The sequence below is a fragment of the Erysipelothrix anatis genome (genome assembly GCF_009828745.1).
Classification (GTDB): domain Bacteria; phylum Bacillota_I; class Bacilli_A; order Erysipelotrichales; family Erysipelotrichaceae; genus Erysipelothrix; species Erysipelothrix anatis.
Genome location: NZ_WTSX01000001.1, coordinates 187,652 through 205,745, shown reverse-complemented (window position 1 = coordinate 205,745; position 18,094 = coordinate 187,652). Strand labels below are relative to the sequence as shown.

Annotated in this window: 16 protein-coding genes; 12 read left to right on the top strand and 4 right to left on the bottom strand. The window is 34.8% G+C overall.

The genetic code is table 11. From position 1 onward, the window contains the following. The first annotated feature begins 2 nt into the window (after positions 1 to 2). Both GVV19_RS00945 and GVV19_RS00940 read left to right on the top strand, forming a co-directional pair. Positions 3 to 491 carry a flagellar basal body-associated FliL family protein gene (locus tag GVV19_RS00945; RefSeq protein WP_159644865.1) on the top strand — a complete coding sequence of 163 codons (489 nt, stop codon included), beginning with the start codon at positions 3 to 5 and terminating at the stop codon, positions 489 to 491. Positions 492 to 713: 222 nt separating this feature from the next. Then, complete coding sequence (locus GVV19_RS00940; protein ID WP_159644862.1) at positions 714 to 1,841, top strand: glycosyltransferase family 4 protein; 1,128 nt, start codon at positions 714 to 716, stop codon at positions 1,839 to 1,841. A 67-nt stretch (positions 1,842 to 1,908) separates the two neighbouring features. On the opposite strand, the gene GVV19_RS00935 is transcribed toward GVV19_RS00940, so the two are convergent. From GVV19_RS00935 to GVV19_RS00920, 4 genes are all read right to left on the bottom strand, one after another. Further along, positions 1,909 to 3,318 carry a PTS transporter subunit EIIC gene (locus GVV19_RS00935; RefSeq protein ID WP_159644859.1) on the bottom strand — a complete coding sequence of 470 codons (1,410 nt, stop codon included), beginning with the start codon at positions 3,316 to 3,318 and terminating at the stop codon, positions 1,909 to 1,911. A 147-nt stretch (positions 3,319 to 3,465) separates the two neighbouring features. Continuing rightward, a complete protein-coding gene (locus GVV19_RS00930; protein WP_159639313.1) occupies positions 3,466 to 4,299 on the bottom strand; it encodes a PRD domain-containing protein in 834 nt (277 codons plus the stop codon). Positions 4,300 to 4,519: 220 nt separating this feature from the next. Further along, positions 4,520 to 5,065 (bottom strand): NADPH-dependent FMN reductase, encoded by a 546-nt coding sequence (locus tag GVV19_RS00925; RefSeq protein WP_201288172.1) that lies wholly within the window; start codon positions 5,063 to 5,065, stop codon positions 4,520 to 4,522. Next, the gene (locus tag GVV19_RS00920) at positions 5,065 to 6,120 is read right to left on the bottom strand and encodes an LLM class flavin-dependent oxidoreductase (RefSeq protein WP_159634000.1); all 1,056 of its coding nucleotides are present in this window, start codon (positions 6,118 to 6,120) and stop codon (positions 5,065 to 5,067) included. The genes GVV19_RS00925 and GVV19_RS00920 overlap by 1 nt, the downstream gene beginning before the upstream one ends. Positions 6,121 to 6,262: 142 nt before the next feature. On the opposite strand from GVV19_RS00920, the gene GVV19_RS00915 reads away from it, so the two are divergent. The 10 genes from GVV19_RS00915 (at position 6,263) to GVV19_RS00870 (ending at position 17,967) form a co-directional block, all read left to right on the top strand. After that, positions 6,263 to 6,595, top strand: coding sequence for a winged helix-turn-helix transcriptional regulator (locus tag GVV19_RS00915; protein ID WP_159633997.1), 333 nt, complete (start codon positions 6,263 to 6,265; stop codon positions 6,593 to 6,595). Between the two features lie 172 nt (positions 6,596 to 6,767). Further along, positions 6,768 to 8,237, top strand: a complete 1,470-nt coding sequence (locus GVV19_RS00910; protein WP_159644856.1) for an LCP family protein — start codon at positions 6,768 to 6,770, stop codon at positions 8,235 to 8,237. Between the two features lie 106 nt (positions 8,238 to 8,343). Next, positions 8,344 to 9,447, top strand: a complete 1,104-nt coding sequence (locus tag GVV19_RS00905; RefSeq protein ID WP_328598616.1) for an acyltransferase — start codon at positions 8,344 to 8,346, stop codon at positions 9,445 to 9,447. 293 nt (positions 9,448 to 9,740) lie between these two features. Continuing rightward, positions 9,741 to 11,192, top strand: a complete 1,452-nt coding sequence (locus tag GVV19_RS00900) for an LCP family protein (protein WP_159644852.1) — start codon at positions 9,741 to 9,743, stop codon at positions 11,190 to 11,192. Between the two features lie 46 nt (positions 11,193 to 11,238). After that, complete coding sequence (locus GVV19_RS00895) at positions 11,239 to 11,895, top strand: sugar transferase (RefSeq protein WP_159644850.1); 657 nt, start codon at positions 11,239 to 11,241, stop codon at positions 11,893 to 11,895. Between the two features lie 27 nt (positions 11,896 to 11,922). Continuing rightward, the gene (locus tag GVV19_RS00890; RefSeq protein WP_159644848.1) at positions 11,923 to 12,969 is read left to right on the top strand and encodes a glycosyltransferase; all 1,047 of its coding nucleotides are present in this window, start codon (positions 11,923 to 11,925) and stop codon (positions 12,967 to 12,969) included. Positions 12,970 to 12,977: 8 nt separating this feature from the next. Further along, positions 12,978 to 14,261 (top strand): hypothetical protein, encoded by a 1,284-nt coding sequence (locus GVV19_RS00885; protein WP_159644846.1) that lies wholly within the window; start codon positions 12,978 to 12,980, stop codon positions 14,259 to 14,261. Next, entirely contained in the window at positions 14,218 to 15,186 is a 969-nt protein-coding gene (locus GVV19_RS00880; protein WP_159644844.1) for a glycosyltransferase family 2 protein, read from the top strand. Before GVV19_RS00885 ends, GVV19_RS00880 begins: the two co-directional genes overlap by 44 nt. A 21-nt stretch (positions 15,187 to 15,207) precedes the next feature. Continuing rightward, positions 15,208 to 16,269, top strand: coding sequence for a polysaccharide pyruvyl transferase family protein (locus tag GVV19_RS00875; RefSeq protein ID WP_159644842.1), 1,062 nt, complete (start codon positions 15,208 to 15,210; stop codon positions 16,267 to 16,269). A gap of 354 nt (positions 16,270 to 16,623) precedes the next feature. Then, positions 16,624 to 17,967, top strand: a complete 1,344-nt coding sequence (locus tag GVV19_RS00870; RefSeq protein WP_159639308.1) for an exopolysaccharide biosynthesis polyprenyl glycosylphosphotransferase — start codon at positions 16,624 to 16,626, stop codon at positions 17,965 to 17,967. The last annotated feature ends 127 nt before the right edge of the window (positions 17,968 to 18,094 follow it).

Below are 18,094 nucleotides of genomic sequence, written 5' to 3'. Positions count from 1 at the left end.
CAATGAGTAACGAAAATAGCAATGAGAATAAAATTGAAATGAGCAAAAAGAGTAACAAGTTTCAGAAAATTGCAATCACTGTAATTGCAGTACTACTTCTCGTAGTTGGAGGTTTTTCCATCTACAAATTTATGGGCAAACAAGCCAAAGGGAAGGATGCGCTTGAAGCGGATCTAATCAAAATGGGATCAGATTTCTATGAATCATTCTATTATGATAATGTCACGGACGGCAAAACCGATGAAGAAAAAACAACGTTTCTTGAAAAATTTCAAGAAACTGGAATTAAGATTAATTTAGATAACTTGGGTCGTTACAATGACTCCCAAAATGAAGCTGTTATTGCAGGTTTCAAGAACAATAAAACAGATACTATTTGTGATGTAAATAATACACGTGCTGTTATCTTACCGAAAGCACCATTTGGCAAAACTGATTTTGAAGTTAGAGCTGAATTGGATTGTGGATTTGAGGAAGCAGTTACTAATTAAGTAAAGAAAAACTAATGGAGACCATTAGTTTTTTTATGATAAGTCAAATATATTCCTATTATCCAATGTTAAGTGAGTTAATAAAGCACAAATGGTTCGAGATTGAGAAGTAAGGTATCTTCTCAAATAGTAAACTAATAGATGTAAAAACAGTCGCTTGTTTAAGATCAGATGATGCATTAAGATATAAATGTCAATAAATTAATACGAAAGGTGAAATACATGAGTAAAAAAAATGCAAAGAAAGTCTTGTTTGTCGCGAAAGTGGATTCCCATATTAGACACTTCCACTTACCATACCTAGAATGGTTCAAATCCAATAATTACGAAGTTCATGTAGCGAGTGAAGGTAATGATATAATACCTTTCGTCGATGAAAAGCATGATGTTGTATTTGGAACAAATCCGTTCAGCAAAGAAGTGAAAAGAAACAGGTTAAAACTGTCTAAGATTATCGCAGAAAATGAGTACGAAATTATTCATACGCATACTGCTGTAGCAAGTGTACTCGTAAGACAAGTTGTGAAAAAAATGAAAAAAAGACCTAGAGTTATCTATACAGCTCATGGATTCCATTTTTATAAAGGAGGCCCCAAAACAGATTGGATTAAATATTACTTTGTTGAGAAGTACTATTCGAGATTTACGGATGATCTAATACTGATTAACCAACAGGACTATAATCTATCTGTAAAAAAGATGCATGCAAAACGCACTCATTATGTAGAGGGTGTTGGAGTTAATCCAATTATGTTTGAAAATAAATCGTTCGAGAAACAAATGTTGAGAAAAGAGCTTGACATCAGTGACGATACGATTGTTCTTACTTACATTGCAGAATTCAATACCAATAAAAATCAAGAGCTTTTACTAAGGTCATTCAGTAATTTGTTAAAAAATAGAAAAGAGATGCTTGGGAAAATAAAGTTGATTCTGATTGGTGAAGGAAAAACATATTGTTATATAGAAAGCTTATGTATTTCATTAGATTTAACTGATCACGTTGAATTGACTGGGTATGTTACGGATGTTGCGAAATATTTGGCAGTATCCAATATAGCTATATCTACAAGTAAACGTGAGGGACTCCCGATTAACATCGTAGAAAGCATGATGGCAGGGCTACCTATTGTTGGCTGTAAAACACGAGGCATAGAAGAGTTGGTCGTGAATGGGGAAAATGGATTCCTGATCAATCATGATGTTTCTGAGCTTGAAAATGCAATCTATGAGTTGATAACTGATAAAGAAATGAGGTTAAGAATGGGACAACAAAGTAATTTGATGTCAAAGAAATATTCACTGAACAGCGTACTAAAAAAGATGCAAAACATCTATTCAGAAAAGTAAAAAACACAACCGTGAGACGCGGTTGTGTTTTTTGTTTATAAATGTATTAAGAAGAGTTGTTTGGAATTTAATTGTTTTCTACTAAGTCGTCTTTGATAAAGATCATTGTGATAATGAAACCTGCTACATATGAAATAACAAGTCCGATGAAGAAGTTTAACATCATTTGAGGAGATTGCATTAATGGGATAGCAACAAGTCCTGAAGGACCCCATGCTCCAGCCATAACACCTGTTAACATAACCCAAGCTCCACCAAATCCAGCACCAATACCAGCTGTGATAAATGGTTTACCAAGAGGTAATGTTACCCCGTAGATTAATGGCTCACCAACACCCAAGAATCCCGCAGGAAGGGCACCGATGATTGTCTTTTGAAGACGTTCGTTTTTACGACGTTTTGCTTTGATGTAAAGTGCGATAGCAGCTCCAACTTGTCCGGCACCAGCCATAGCAAGTACTGGGAATAGTGAAACACCACCAAGTTGTTCTAGTTGAACAGCGTAGATAGGAATTAATCCGTGGTGTAATCCAAGTAATACCATTGGTAAGAAGAGTGCAGATAAGATGAATCCAGATAAGATACTTACAACTGGGTTTGTTGAGCTAATAAAGATATTTAAGAAGCTTACAAGTCCATCTGATAAGAATCCAGCAATTGGCATAACACCAAGAACAAAGATAATTCCTGTAAGTGTTAGTGTTACAAGTGGTGTAACAATTAAGTCAAGAACATCAGGGACCATTTTACGGACACGACGCTCAATCATTGACATAATCCAAACTCCGAAGATAACACCGATGATTCCACCTTTACCTGTAGTAAGAACAGAATTCAAAGGAACATCTGCATTGTATAATCCGAAGAATGTTGAGATATCAACAATTAAAGGCATGATGCTCATTGCACCAATCATACCACCAAGGGCTTCGGTACCACCGAACACTTTAGCAGAGTTGATACCTGTAAAGATTGCAAAGTAGGATAAGAATGCACCACTGAAAAGTTGGAACATTTTTAGAATTAAGAACCAGAATCCCTCAGTAGGAGCGATTGTTTGACCAATTAAACTTGCAAGACCTGAGAAAAGACCTGCAGCGATGATTGCTGGAATCAATGGAATAAAGATATTTGAGATTGTCTTTAAGCCAGTTTTAAGTTTTGATTCTTTTTGGCCTGATTTCAAGGTTGCTTTGTTATCTTCCCATGAAGAAACATCGCCACCAACAGTTACACCAAAGTCTTCAACGACAATGTCATAGACTTTCTTTGCGCGTCCAGGACCTACAACAATTTGCAATGTGTCACTTTCTACGACTCCCATGACGCCTTCTACCCCTTTGAGAGCGTCAATTTCAACTTTGTCTGCGTCTTTAATGTTAAGACGTAAACGTGTCATACAGTGAGCTGCACGTCCGATATTGTCGGTACCGCCCACGAGATCAATGATATTCTTAGCGAGACCATTGTTATTCATATTGCTTCCTCCTTCTGTGCAAAAGAAAAAGAGCCAAAGCGACATCAAAAAATGTTGCTTTGGCTCTTGCTCCGTTAGATTGCACGCCTAATACAAATATACCACGTTGAAATATAATGTCAATGTAAACGCTTAAAAAACGAAATATTAATTCTCTAAGACATTAACAAGGTGTATTACAAGATATGCTAACTCATCCTCAGCAAGTCCAACTCCAATTTCTTTTTCAATGATTGCGATGATATCTCGTGCATAGTCGGCATAAACAGGATACGTTTCAACAATTGTTGTGCTGACAACTTGGTTCAATGCTTTCTTGTTAGATAATGTTGACTCCACGATAAAGCGAATATGAGTTAGAAGACGGGCATAATGAATAGAATCTTTGTTCAGTTCATGTCCATGCTCAATCAAGTATTGCTCGAGTTCAATAACGACGACATGCAGTTGCTCTAATTGTCGTTTTGCTCCGGCATTTCGTAGATTTTGGATATAAAGTGCAATATAGGCAATTTCCGCATCGGGAATTTCTACGCGATAATTTCTTAAGATGACTTCGCAGAGCTGCTGTGCATGTGCAAATGATTGTGGATAAAGTGCTTTGGTTTCGTGCGAAAAATAAGTAGTTACAGCAACACCACTTTCAATGCGTTGAAACATTGCAGCAAGATGATCTGCTAACGTAATCAATTCTTCAGTTCCAAAACTTCCAAAGTCATGTTTGGTAATCTGCCGAATTGTTTCCATGACCATGACAACAATATCGTCACTATAGCCACTAATAATTCTATGGAACTCATTCTTGTGAATGGTTAATTTGTACGATTTATCGTATTCAGTACCTTTAACTAGTAATTCTCCTGGTTTTTGACCAAAACCAATCCCCCGTCCCATGAAGATGACTTCAAAGAACAAATCCTTGACGATAACAGAACTATTATTTAATACCTTCACGATTGTATAATTTTTTTCGGTCTTCATGTTTCCTCCTCATGTTTAAAGTTATGATACATTAAATTAAGCAATGATGAAACTAAAAAGAGATGAACGTTTGTACTGAACGTTCATCTCTTAGATGGATTGAGCCGCATCGAACCATCAACGCGCTAGCGATTCAACGGCTGTTTTTCTATACTAATTCAAGGGATCATAAGAATTAATTCGGGAAAACATACCAGGAGGTTGGTAGTTGTAATCACCGCTAGAAGTCGTAGCGCGCCTCATATTCTTTTTTTATTTGGTCAACACGATTCTCAACTTGACGTGCAAGATTGCGAAGGCGGAAATGAACATCGTCTTCAATTATATCTTCTTTGAGGAAATCACGTCCTTCGATGAATACATATTTTTCCAACAACGCAGCCTTCATGTATGTTAAGACTGGTTTGAGTTGATATTCTGCAACAAGATAGTGGCGTGGAGAACCAGCAGTTACGACGATTCCGACAACTTTGTCTTTAATCGAATCGACGGGTAAAAGATCAAATACGTTTTTTAAAGCCCCAGGGATAGATGCTTGGAAGACTGGTGTTCCCACGATAATTGCGTCCGCAGCAATAATTTTCTCAACTAATGTTCGCGTATCTCCTTCAAAATCTCGAAAGTCACGTCCATCTGCAAACATGATGTCCAATTCACTCAAGTCAACAATTTCATAATCAACACCATCACTAAATTTGATATTTTGCATAGCGATGCGCGTTTTGGTTCCGAATACAGAACCGAAAATACCTAAAACTTTCATCATTAAGCCTCTACTTTCGCTAATTGACGTTTGGCAATTTCTTCACGTACACGAGGTGCAATGACATTACCAATCACTTCAATGTTGTATTTTACTTGTTCCCAAGGCATGCCCCCAAGATCAAGTTGTAACATGATTCGATCGTTGTTATAAACGTCGTATTGGTACAGTATTTTTTCAATAATGGTTTCAGGGCTTCCAACTAACATTACATTACGTTTATCTAATGCATCAACATATGCTTCGCGGTTAAATCCGTGACCATTTGCACTTAAGAATGTGTGGTTGATGTATTTATAGAAGTTCTTAAACGCTTCTTGATCAGTTTCTGCTGTATGGAATAGATTTGTAACACCAACAATCATATTTTCAGGGTCATGACCTGCTGCGATATAGTTATCGCGGTATGTGCGCACAGAGTGATTAAAGAGCGTTGCTGGACCTCCTAAGGTCGCAAGCATCATTGGAACGCCTTGTTGTCCTGCTAAGACGGCACTGTATGGAGGACCACCGACTGCACGCCAAATTGGTAAACGACCTTTAAGTGGTTTTGGATATAAAACTGCATTTTCTAAGGGTGCACGGAAACGGCCACTCCAATTAACAACACTTTCTTTATTTAGTTGTAATAACATTTCGAATTTTTCTTCAAACAATGCTTCGTAATCACGAACGTTGTAACCTAAGAGACTAAAGAGTCCGATTCTTGATGCACGTCCACCGACAATTTCGGCACGTCCGTTAGACATTAAATCAATTGTGGAAAAGTTTTCGTATACCCGTACTGGGTCAGATGTTGAAACGATTGTTGCAGAACTGGAGATTGTTATGTTCTTTGTTTCGCGCGCTATACCTCCAAGAATAACAGCGTGAGCTTGTGATATAAAATGTTCTTGATGTGATTCACCTAATGCAAATACATCGAGTCCTAATTCGTCAGCAAGTTTAGCTGCTTGGATAATTTCTTCGATGCGTTGTTGCTCCGATACAATCGAACCTGTAGCAGGATCTGATAGATAATCTCCAAGTGAGTAAATGCCAATTTCAAATTTCTTCATAGTGTAGAACCACCTTTCTGATAAGACAAGTATGCTATAATATTTTTAGCTTGTGAAGTAGGCACTTTTAAGTGCACTAGTTCCCAAAAAGATACTATTGACGGTATCAAAAAAGATACTATTAAGTGGAGTGAGGGCGAATATGTCGAAAATTGAAAATGTTGTTTTTTGTAAAGTTGATGATGCTTTATCAATTATTAGTGGTAAATGGAAGCCAGCCATTTTATTGACGTTAATTTCGAAGGGTTCGATGCGTTATGGCGAATTAAAACGTGAACTTGTTGGCATCACGCCTAAAATGCTATCCAGTCAACTCAAGGAACTTGAAGATGAGGGGCTCATTTTGAGGGAGGAATTTCCAGAAATTCCACCTAAAGTTGTTTATTCGATGACACCATATGGAATGACAATCGAACCTATTTTGTCCCAGTTACACGAATGGGGAATCAATCATGTAAAGAACGGTCCAAGATGACCGTTCTTTTTATATGTATCGAATTCGTACCAAACGTAGATCCATTCACAATTTACGCTAATCTTTGTCTAATGTGAAATTAAAGATTGTGAAATTATCGGAAAAACTTTTTGAAACTAATGTTGTGACACGTATTCATGGTAAAATTAAGGTTAAAGTTACGAGGTAACCTATGAAAAGCAAAACAAAAAAAACAAAAGAGTCTATTATAACCCGCAATAAAACGATATTTACAATTCAGCTTATTGTTGGTTTATTTACTGTTGGCTATATTTATTACACAGGCCTATTGCCACTAAAATACAATATCATAATTGCAGTAATACTTTTAGGTGCAATCGCAATCAGTGGTGTTGTGCTATTCAAGTCACGTGGTTGGTTTAATAATTTCGTGAAGATCATGAATATGGCGCTAAGTTTAGTTCTGGTCATTGGCTGTTTCTATGCAAGTAAAGGTGTGTCATTCATAGATGCAATTACCGGAGCTGAATATGAAACGCACGTGGTATCAGTGATTGTTGATGCGAACAGTCAATATATGAAGCTTGAAGACGTTAAAGCATTTCCATTCAGTGCAAATACATCTCAAGATAAAGTCAATGTGGATAAAGCGGTCGAACTATTCGAAAAAGAACACAAGTTCACGCCGTCTATTGATCCTTATGAAACCTACGAAGGACTACAAAGAGACTTATTAAATGGAACGACACAAGTTATGCTTCTCAGTGAGAACCATCGAATGATGGTTGAACAAGTGAATCCTGAGTTTAGTAAACAAACACGCATTATCGAACAGGTAAGTTATACACAAAAAACAAATGTACGAAATACGGGCGCGAATGTTTTAAAAGATACGTTTACGATTCTAATCTCAGGAATTGATACGTACGGACCAGTATCAACCGTCGCGAGTTCTGACGTAAATATGTTAGTTACAGTTGATCCAAAAACAAATCAAATTCTGCTAACAAGTATTCCACGTGATTATCATGTTGAGTTAGGAACAATTGGAGAGATGGATAAACTCACATATTCAGGAATATATGGTATTAATGAGACCGTGACGACTGTCGAGAAATTATTGGACATCGATGTTGACTTCTATGTCAGAGTAAACTTCAGTTCGGTTGAGACGGTTGTGGACGCACTCGGTGGGGTTACGGTTGAATCTAAATTCAACTTCAATTCTACCGTGGATCCATCACTGCACTACAATGTTGGGAAAAATGACTTAAACGGCTATGAAGCGTTAATGTTTGCGCGTGAGAGAAAAGCCTTCCCGCGAGGAGATGAGGATCGTGTCGTGCACCAACAAGAATTGATGAAAGGAATTATTAATTCATTAACGTCGCCATCATTTTTATTGAACTATACTCAGGTATTATCAACAATTGGGGATAGCATAGAAACAAATATGAGTGACGATGACCTCACACGTTTAATCCGAATGCAAATCGACAAGAACCCATCATGGGACATTCAACAAAATCAGCTAGTTGGAACGGAAGCATACAGTATGACGACACATTCCATGACAGGTTGGAACCAATATGTATTTGAACCAATTCCAGAATCAGTCGCTCAAGCGAAAAAATATATTGAAGATATGGAAGCGCACAAAAAAATAGAAGTAAAACGATAAATTAATTCGCATCAATCAAAGTGATGTAAGATACTAACAAATCAATTAATGCAGTAATACTCGCCTGGTTTGGCTTGCAAATTAGGCGAGTATTTACTGTGGATAGATACAGGGAGAATTAAGTGAGAAAAAGAGAAACAGTTCAATCGATATCATTCGATTGGTAGCTTTATTTGGAGTCGTAGGTGTGCATTTTTTCCTAAATACTGGGTTTTATGAAATCCAAGTTTCGGGTGCAAAGTTATTCTTTGCAATTACAGTTAGATCGTTTTTTATGTACTGTGTTCCATTGTTCATAATGATCACGGGTTACTTGATGAATAAAAAGACACTCAGTCGGAAATATTACAAAGGTATCATTCATACTTATATTACATACGTCGTAATTTCGATAATCTTACTAATATTCTCCAATATTTACTTCAAAACGAATTATTCAATTGAAGATGGTTTTTTCAAAATATTAGATTTCTCAGCAGCAAATTATAGTTGGTACATCGAGATGTACCTCGGATTATTCTTACTTATTCCATTTATTAACCTGATGTACCACGGACTTGAAAGTAAGAAACATAAGCAAATCTTGATTTTAACATTTATCGCATTAACAGCACTTCCGTTATTGCTTAATTATAATGAATACAGAAATTGGAGTTGGTGGCTACAACCCGCTAAATCTTATGACTATGATAAAATTGTTCCTCAATTTTGGGAAATTCTTTACCCACTAACATACTACTTTATTGGAGCGTATATCTGCGAGTACCAACCAAAAATTAAAAGAAGTACAAACATCATGCTCCTAATTCTTGCTACTCTAGCAGCAGGAGCAATTGGTTATTATAGAAGTTTTGGGGGCGCATTTAGTAATGGTCAGTATCAAGGATGGGGCTCCATTCAGTATATTCTAATTGCTTATTTTTTATTTGTTCTGCTACTCAATATTGACAGTTCAGGATTGTCACAAAGATTTAAAAATATTTTAAGAATGCTAAGTAACGCATCATTGGGGGCGTATCTAATTTCATACATGTTTGATAAACTCGTTTATACGCAACTCAATAGTGTTGTAACGAATGTAAATCAAAAATACATGTGGTTTCCAATAACGACATTATTAGTATTCTCACTCTCACTTGTATCAGCCTTAATTATAGATTTAGTCATAAAGCGGTTATCTACAATTAATGAAAGAAATAGGATTCAGTAAGACAAAATAGAATGATATTGAAATGGGTTTATCCGAGTGCTTGTTTCCCCTGAAATTGTGTCTAGAATTGAAGTAGTATTTTTAATAATATGGGTTGGATCTAGCTGACAGAGTAGTAATATTGTATGTACGTAAGTTTTTGATTTTGTATAACGGAAATGAAATACATGCGTAATATGTGCGTGCGAATCTATCACGCAAGTCACGCAAGCAAATATTTGCATTTTATGGTATTATTATTAGAGCTAATTTAAAGCAAATATTTGCATTGTAATAGAGAGGTATTTAATTTTATGAAAAACAAAGAATTCATTTTGAGTCGAAAGTGGTTCATTCTCTTGGTTCAGTTTGTTGCGACTGCGGTCACTGTATATTTTATTTATACTATTGGTTTATTACCTATGAAGTTCTTTATACCAATAACAGCGTCGTTATTGGTATTATTTCTATTTATGTCAATACTGGTTTATAAGACTAAAGGAAAACTTCAAGTTTTTTCGAAAATACTTAGTCTGGTACTAAGCTTGTCATTGGTGCTAGGAAGCCGTTATTTGATGAAAGGAGGTAACTTTGTAAATCTAATTACAGGTGCGAATAAAGACACGCATGTAATCTCAGTAGTTGTAGAAAAAGATAGTCCATATAATTCACTCACTGAATTAGCGGGTAAAAAAATAGGGGCAAATACACAAATGGATTCCAAAAATATAGAAAAATCCAAAGCTCTATTTTTAGAAAAAAATCTAAATCTTGATTCTCTTGAAAATTATACTATGTATGATTCTCTTCAAAAAGATTTAATTTCTAATGATTTAGATGCAATTTTACTTAGCGAATCTCATAGAAGTTTAGTTGAAGAAATTAACAAAGATTTTACAAGTCAAACTAGAGTTGTAGGTTATGTTACTTATGAAGTTGAGTCGACTGTCCAAAAAGCTAACGTAGATGTGCTAAATGAAACTTTCTCTATCTACCTAACTGGTATTGATACATATGGTCCCGTGTCATCAGTTTCTAGATCAGACGTAAATATGATAATGACGGTAAATCCAAATACAAATCAAATATTGTTAACCGGAGTACCTAGAGATTATCACGTTGAATTGGGAACTATAGGTGCTATGGATAAACTAACCCATGCTGGAATTTATGGTGTAGGTGAATCAGTTGCTACGTTAGAGAAATTGTTGGATATTCAAATTGACTATTATCTTAAAGTAAACTTTAGCTCTGTAGAAAAAATTGTAGATGCCATGGGAGGGGTCGAAGTTTACTCAAATCAATCATTCAAAACCACAACTAAGCCATTCCCTTACATAAATCAGGGCCAAAACACACTAGATGGTGCCGAGGCGTTATCGTTTGTAAGAGAAAGATATAATCTAAGTGATGGAGATAATGGTAGAGTAAGGAATCAACAAGAATTAGTAAAAGGACTTCTGAATCGTGCACTTTCTCCTTCAATTTTAATCAATTTTGATTCAATACTAGCTTCTGTTGGTGACAGTATGCAGATGAGTATGTCCGACAAGGAGTTCAAAGCATTGATTAGAAATCAGTTGGATACTGGAAATTCATGGGAAGTGCTACAGTATCAACTCGAGGGATATGGAGGAACAAGTAACTCGACATATTCAATGCCTGGTTGGGACCTATATGTTATGAATCCAAACTACGATACTGTAAATAAAGCAAGTGGCATGATTGATTCAATGGAAAAAAATGAACGTATAAGCATGCAGTAAAATGGATAGGGGAAAATAGGGGGAACAGAAGAGGAGATTTATGTTGATGGGTAATAAACAAGAACTAACGAGCACAAATGAGGAAATTTCAAAACTGAATAAAAATAGAGTTAAGGAAAAAAACTTGTACTCGTTTATTAAACCAGTATTAGATTTTGTAGTCACTATTCTATTCAGCCCGATAATTTTAGCAATAATTATTATATTTGCTATTATTGTGAGGTTAGATTCAAGTGGATCACCATTTTATACGCAAACCAGAAGTGGGAAAAATGGGAAAGAATTCAAGATATACAAGCTGAGATCCATGTATACAGATGCTGAAATGGCCACGGGTATGGTGTGGGCAGAAGTTAATGATCCGAGGATAACGCGAGTGGGTAAATTTATAAGAAAAGTACGCATTGATGAATTACCGCAGTTTCTAAATGTAATCAAAGGAGATATGAGTATTATTGGTCCAAGACCAGAACGCCCTGAATTAATTGAAGAATTTGAGAAAACGTTCCCGGGATTCAAAGAAAGGCTTGAAGTTCGTCCTGGTATTACGGGACTAGCCCAAGTAACTGGGGGATATGATAATAAACCGAACGAAAAATTAGTGTATGACTTAGAGTATATAGATACTTTATCGTTTTGGACAGACATAAAAATAGTTGTTAAAACGCTAGGGGTACTAGTTACAGGAGAAGGAGCTCGTTAATATGCCAGTAGTTAAAGAGGTTTTAGTTTGAAAATTCTACATTTATTAAAGTCAAACGAGTATGCTGGCGCAGAGCAAGTCGCACTAACACTAATTGATGAATCGGTGAAACGCGGAAATGATGTTGTGTACTGCTCACCAAATGGTGCAATTAAATCTGTTCTAGTAAATAGAAACATTAAGTATTTGCAAATTAATAAATTTACGCTTAGTGAAGTCAATTCTATCATAAGTGATTTTAAACCTGATATCGTACATGCCCATGATTTTAGTGCTAGTATCATGGCTACATTAGTATCGGTATTTCACAAGTTTAGAATTGTTAGCCATCTTCATCAAAACCCGAAATGGTTACAAACCGTCAATTTTAAATCAATACTACATAGTATATTTTTAAAAAAAATCGATCTAACTCTTGTTGTTTCCAATGCAGTAATAAGGGGTTCTAAATTTCTAAAGAAAACACCAAAAGTAAAAGTCATTTCAAATCCACTTCGTCCAGAATTATTTGAATATTTTCAGCGGGACGAAAATACTGAAAAGGTCTATGATTGCATGTTTGTTGGTCGATTCGAAAGAGAGAAAGATCCCTTTCTGTTTATTGATGTTGTGAATGAGCTCAAAAAAATTGATCCAGATGTAAAGGCAGCAATGATCGGTTCGGGTTCTTTAGAGGAAGAAATGAGAAAACGCATTAGTAAACTAGATTTAACTTCTAATGTTTCTTTACTAGGTTATTTAGAAAATCCGTATTATTTAATGAGTCAAACTAAAGTCGCTTGTGTAACATCTGATTATGAAGGATTCGGTCTAGCTGCTGCAGAATTTGCGGTTCTAGCAGTCCCAATAGTAACCACCGAGAATGTCGGATTTATAGAGTTTATAGATGATAAAAGTTATTTAATAAGTACGAAAGAAGATTTTGTCAAGAGTGTAGTTAGAATTCTAGAGGATGAGAGCACTTATAACGAAATGCTTGCTGCGTCAAAGAAGAATTATCAAAAACTAAGTGGGAAAAATATTGGCGAAGAAATGCAATCTTTATATTTAAATGTAATTGGGAGTAAATTATGAGAAATTTCATGTTAAATAAATCAACTCTAAAAAAACTATTTGTTGTTTTTTTAGCATTCTTCGTGATATATACGCCTAGGTTTAGCGAACTTTTTTTTAACATACCTACGGAGTTATTCGAGGCAATAATTTTCGTCTGTTTAATTTTATACACACTATTCGTAAAAAAAATTAAAGTATCTAGATCAATACTTATTTATTTTCTGGTTGTTATATTTGCGAGCATGTATTTTACAGTTATTGCGTTATTGTCAGATAATCCGCTAAGAATTGTTCAAAATGTATTCATACTCATTAAAGTATCTAATTTACTTTTAGTAGTTAAATTATACGGTGAAATTAGTGGAAAATCCGGTGTAGAGACTCTCGATATTTTCTTTATTACCGCAACCCTTCAGTTTGTGTTTGTTCTAATAACGTTAATTAGTCCTAGTGCTCATAGATTCGCGTTGGATTTATACTATTTAGGAGGCCCAGAAAACCAATATATTTCTAGATCAAGAATATATGGAGTAAGTGGGGACTACACCTTTTTTACACCAATTTACCATGGTATGTTAGTTACTCTGGCTACATTTCTGTATATTTTCAAAAGCAGATTTACGTTGGCGACTTTTGGTGCACTTGTTATATTTCTGCTAACATCAATCTTAACGAACGGTAGATTCGGATTAATAATCGCTCTACTCGGGTCAAGCGTTGTAGGGTTGTACTACGTTATTAAGAATAAAAAGTATAAAATTTTCTTGCTCTTTTTGATTTACAGTGTCTTGTTTTTATTGTGTATCACAATAGTGTTATATTTTTTAAGTCCATATACATTAAGGTGGATATATTTTGGTTTTAAAGAAGTAATATCTGTTTTTACTGGAAATGCTGAAACAACAGGTGGATCGATAGGTGTACTTATTAATGAAATGATACACTTTCCAAAGGGGTTAGATTTAATCTTCGGTGCTGGTCACAGAGTCTACGGTATTGCATTGGCTACATCTCATGGCCTACCTCAATCAGATATTGGATTCGTTAATGATTTGTATATGGGTGGGTTAATCTATGTCTCAGTTCTTTACATAGGAAGTTTCTATGTGATTATAAATAGACTAGGTATTAATAATCGAATTTTGGCAATTGCTTTTATTTTGATATTGTTAGTGGCTAATGGAAAGGGTGAAGTGATGAGAAGTGGTTTGCTCATTCAGTCTATAATTGTGATTTCTGATATCATTGGTGACGGAGGTAATGAAAATGTCGGAAAAAGTTTTAATAAGTATAGTTATTCCAGTTTATAATGTTGAAGGGTATTTAGATCGTTGTTTAGAATCAGTAGTTAAACAAACATATGAAAATCTCGAAATATTGGTTATTAATGATGGTTCACTTGACAATAGTCGAGACATTGCAAAAAAATACGAACAAATTGATGATAGGATTAAGGTTTTTGATAAAGAAAATGGTGGTCTTTCTGATGCGAGGAACTATGGAATTAGCAGGATTAAAGGTAGTTTACTATTTCTTTTGGATAGTGATGATTTTATTGCTCCCACTACTTTAGAAGACTTGTACGACATATATAAGAAATCAAATGCACAAATAGTTGTTGGTAACTATGTAAATCATTATGGGGAGCAGGGCATATCAGTTTTTGACAATAACCCCGGTTTAGACTATCAGGTGTATGAAACTGAAGATGCATTGGAAAAATTACTATATCAAAAGGGAGTGACAACAAGTGCGTGGGGGAAACTCTATGAGTCGAGTCTTTTCACAGATATACAATATCCGTATGGAGCAATTTGCGAGGACCTAGATGTCACTTACAGGTTATTCTCTAAATCAAAACATGTTGCAGTGTCCCCAAATGTATATTTGTTTTATCAGCAACGTGAAGGAAGTATTATTAGATCTAAATTCAATATGAAAAGATTTGAAGCTTTGGATTTTGCAAAAAAGCAGCTTGATTTTATCAATATTAATTTTCCAGCATTATCTGATGCTGCGGTAAATCGATTGATGATGGAAGCGTTCTATATTGCGATTCAATTACCAAAAAATGAATTCGATGATGTGAGAAAAGAAGTGGAAAACGTAATTGAATGGACCGCAAAAGTAGTTTATAAAGATAGTAGCGCAACAAAAAAACAAAGGCTAATCGCGATGGTTTCTCTAATAAGTCCCAAGCTAGGAATAATTGGATATAGGATAAAAGCAAAATAAATAATTTTTAAAGGAGATAATATGAATTTAAAACACAAACTTATACCACTCTACGAGGTTACTAAAACGGCAACATCTAGAAAAAAACTGACCTTATCCTCAAAGGTACCTAATATTATTTTATTTCTAGCTCCCGACTATGGAAATATAGGTGATCAGATGATTCAATCTGCAGAGGTAGATTTCATAAAGGAAATATACGACGACAAAGTCAATGTTATTCAGATTAGAGTATCTGAAACTTATACCTATTTGAAATCGATAAAAAAACAACTAAAAGAAACTGATGTTATCTGTCTAGTTGGTGGAGGTAGTTTTGGTGACCTTTATCCTAAAGCTTACTTTGGTAGAAATTTTTTAGTTAAATACTTTAGTAATCACAAAATTGTTCAATTTCCTCAATCATTAATCTTTACAGATACTGATTATGGAAGTACATTATTGAATAAATCAATTTCTATTCTGGGTGAACATAAAGATCTTACTATGTCAGGTAGAGAATCGAAAAGCTACTTGGAGATGAAAACTTTGTTTGAAAAAAACAATGTACTAAATAATCCTGATATAGTTTTCTTCTATAAAAATAAAATAGATAAATATTTCAACCTTGACGTAAATGTAAAAAAATATGATGTTATGTTTACGATTCGAGAGGATGATGAAAAGAAAATTTCGAATGATAAGATTGCGTCCTTGAAGGAACTTGTTCGTAGTGAAGGACTTACGACAATTGATAAAGATAGCACAGTAAGTGCTGAGATTTACAAATATGAAAACAATGATATGTATATGAAAGAGCATATGAAAATGGCAAGTGAAAGTAAGGTTATAGTTACAGATAGATTACACGGCATGATATTTGCATATTTGGTTGGAACACCTTGTGTAGTGCTACCAAATACAAATCACAAAATTTCTGGAACTTTCAATGATTGGTTATCTAGATCCACTAACATAAAATTTGTTGATGATTTTAATGTTCATCAAGTCAAGCTCTTAATTGATAGTCTGATGGGAGTTGCAGATACTTCAAATATTGAATTTGATTACTCTACACTCGAAAATGCAATAAAAAACAAATGATACATCCGACGGTATTTGTTGATAGTTTTTAACAAATACCGATTTTTTTTATATATTGAACTTATATGCTATAAAGAACTTTAAGTACACAAGGTTGGTCTAGATAATTGACAAATCAGATAATCTTTTCTTAGTAGGAAGAAAATGAATCAAGTTCTATTTGTTAATCCGCTGATAGAATCGTCAGGAGATACTAGACGCTATTTCTACATATCTGTAATTGAAAACTATTTAATGTTAATCCACACATAATTTCTATATTGATATAAAGTATGGTAAAATATAGAATGATTGTAGAACCCATCTACAACGTAGAATATAAAACGTAATGTAACAAACCCGGAAGGATTATTTATGAAATCAAATATTAATAAATTGATAATTGTAGGATTAAAAGCAGTATTGTATGTCTTGTTAGGATATACATTTTTTGAAGTGTTCGCACTTCAAAATGTCGGACTGAATTATATCTCACGAACATTAGGGACAACAATGATGACGTTTGCTGTAGTTGGAACCTTGATGCTCACAGTATATGGTAACTTTGAGATTGGAAAAAAGAAAAGTAAACCCATTATTTTCTCAACAACTGTTGCTGTAATGTTTACTGACTTTGTCTCATACTTACAACTTATGATTATGAACACGAATCCCAACAACAATCATTCATTCCGGTTGGAACAACTCGATCTCTTATTGATTGTACTATTGATTCAAATTATTGCGATAATCATCTTTGCTTATTTAGGAAACTGGATTTACTTCAAAATTAATGATCCAGTGAATGCACTAATCATTTATGATGGGAATCACCCTGAGGTAAGTGTACGAAAAATTCAACGCTATATTTCACGCTTCAAACTTCAATATCGAGTGATTGACACAATTGATGCTTCACAATGCGATTTAAGCAAATATGTGGATAAAGTGGACTATGTTATTTTTTCGGATTTACAAGAGTCAGTGCGTAAACCATTAGTGGATGTTTGCTACGAGCATGCAATTAATTTTACCTTTGCGCCATCAATTACAGATGTTATTCAATTAAGTGGAGAACATATTACCTTTGATGATAAACCAATGGTAGACGTTAATGTATCAGGGCTTACTATGGAGCAACGTTTCTTCAAACGAGTTCTTGATATTGTTGCAGCGCTCGCGGGTATTGTCATTTCATCACCAATTTGGATTGTATCAGCGATTGCAATTAAGCTGGGTGATGGTGGAAAAGTACTGTTTACGCAAGATCGATATACCATTGATGGCAAGATCTTTAAAGTTTATAAATTTAGAACAATGAAAGAAAATGTGGAGAATTTCTCTTCCACAGAAAATGATGATCGAATCACTAAGGTTGGACGTGTTCTACGTAAAATCCGTATGGACGAACTGCCACAACTAATCAACATTCTTAATGGTGACATGAGTCTCGTTGGTCCTCGTCCTGAAATGACGGAAAACGTAGATAAGTATGAATCAGAATTACCTGAATTCCGTTACCGTCTTCGTGTTAAAGCTGGACTTACAGGTATAGCACAAATTGAAGGTAAGTATAATACAAGTCCTTATGATAAATTACTTATGGATCTCGTATATATTGAAAACTACAGCGTTTGGTCTGACATTCGCCTCATTTTAAGAACAGTCATTGTTCTCTTCAAATCAGATAGCACAGAAGGTTTTGAAAGTAACGATTAGCTTAAAACATCACTTAAAAAGTGATGTTTTTTTATGCGTAATTTTAAATAGTCTTCATATAAAACAGTCGGGCAGAAACATTTTCAATTAGTTCCTGTAAATAGTTACATAATGTGTGAAACTATGT

Bases quoted from the DNA above. Each gene is read 5' to 3' on its own strand.
- GVV19_RS00915 (WP_159633997.1), top strand. From the start codon at position 6,263: ATGTCGAAAATTGAAAATGTTGTTTTTTGTAAAGTTGATGATGCTTTA.
- GVV19_RS00910 (WP_159644856.1), top strand. From the start codon at position 6,768: ATGAAAAGCAAAACAAAAAAAACAAAAGAGTCTATTATAACCCGCAAT.
- GVV19_RS00940 (WP_159644862.1), top strand. From the start codon at position 714: ATGAGTAAAAAAAATGCAAAGAAAGTCTTGTTTGTCGCGAAAGTGGAT.
- GVV19_RS00930 (WP_159639313.1), bottom strand. From the start codon at position 4,299: ATGAAGACCGAAAAAAATTATACAATCGTGAAGGTATTAAATAATAGT.
- GVV19_RS00885 (WP_159644846.1), top strand. From the start codon at position 12,978: ATGTTAAATAAATCAACTCTAAAAAAACTATTTGTTGTTTTTTTAGCA.
- GVV19_RS00875 (WP_159644842.1), top strand. From the start codon at position 15,208: ATGAATTTAAAACACAAACTTATACCACTCTACGAGGTTACTAAAACG.
- GVV19_RS00895 (WP_159644850.1), top strand. From the start codon at position 11,239: ATGGGTAATAAACAAGAACTAACGAGCACAAATGAGGAAATTTCAAAA.
- GVV19_RS00880 (WP_159644844.1), top strand. From the start codon at position 14,218: ATGTCGGAAAAAGTTTTAATAAGTATAGTTATTCCAGTTTATAATGTT.
- GVV19_RS00925 (WP_201288172.1), bottom strand. From the start codon at position 5,065: ATGATGAAAGTTTTAGGTATTTTCGGTTCTGTATTCGGAACCAAAACG.
- GVV19_RS00900 (WP_159644852.1), top strand. From the start codon at position 9,741: ATGAAAAACAAAGAATTCATTTTGAGTCGAAAGTGGTTCATTCTCTTG.
- GVV19_RS00920 (WP_159634000.1), bottom strand. From the start codon at position 6,120: ATGAAGAAATTTGAAATTGGCATTTACTCACTTGGAGATTATCTATCA.
- GVV19_RS00870 (WP_159639308.1), top strand. From the start codon at position 16,624: ATGAAATCAAATATTAATAAATTGATAATTGTAGGATTAAAAGCAGTA.
- GVV19_RS00935 (WP_159644859.1), bottom strand. From the start codon at position 3,318: ATGAATAACAATGGTCTCGCTAAGAATATCATTGATCTCGTGGGCGGT.
- GVV19_RS00945 (WP_159644865.1), top strand. From the start codon at position 3: ATGAGTAACGAAAATAGCAATGAGAATAAAATTGAAATGAGCAAAAAG.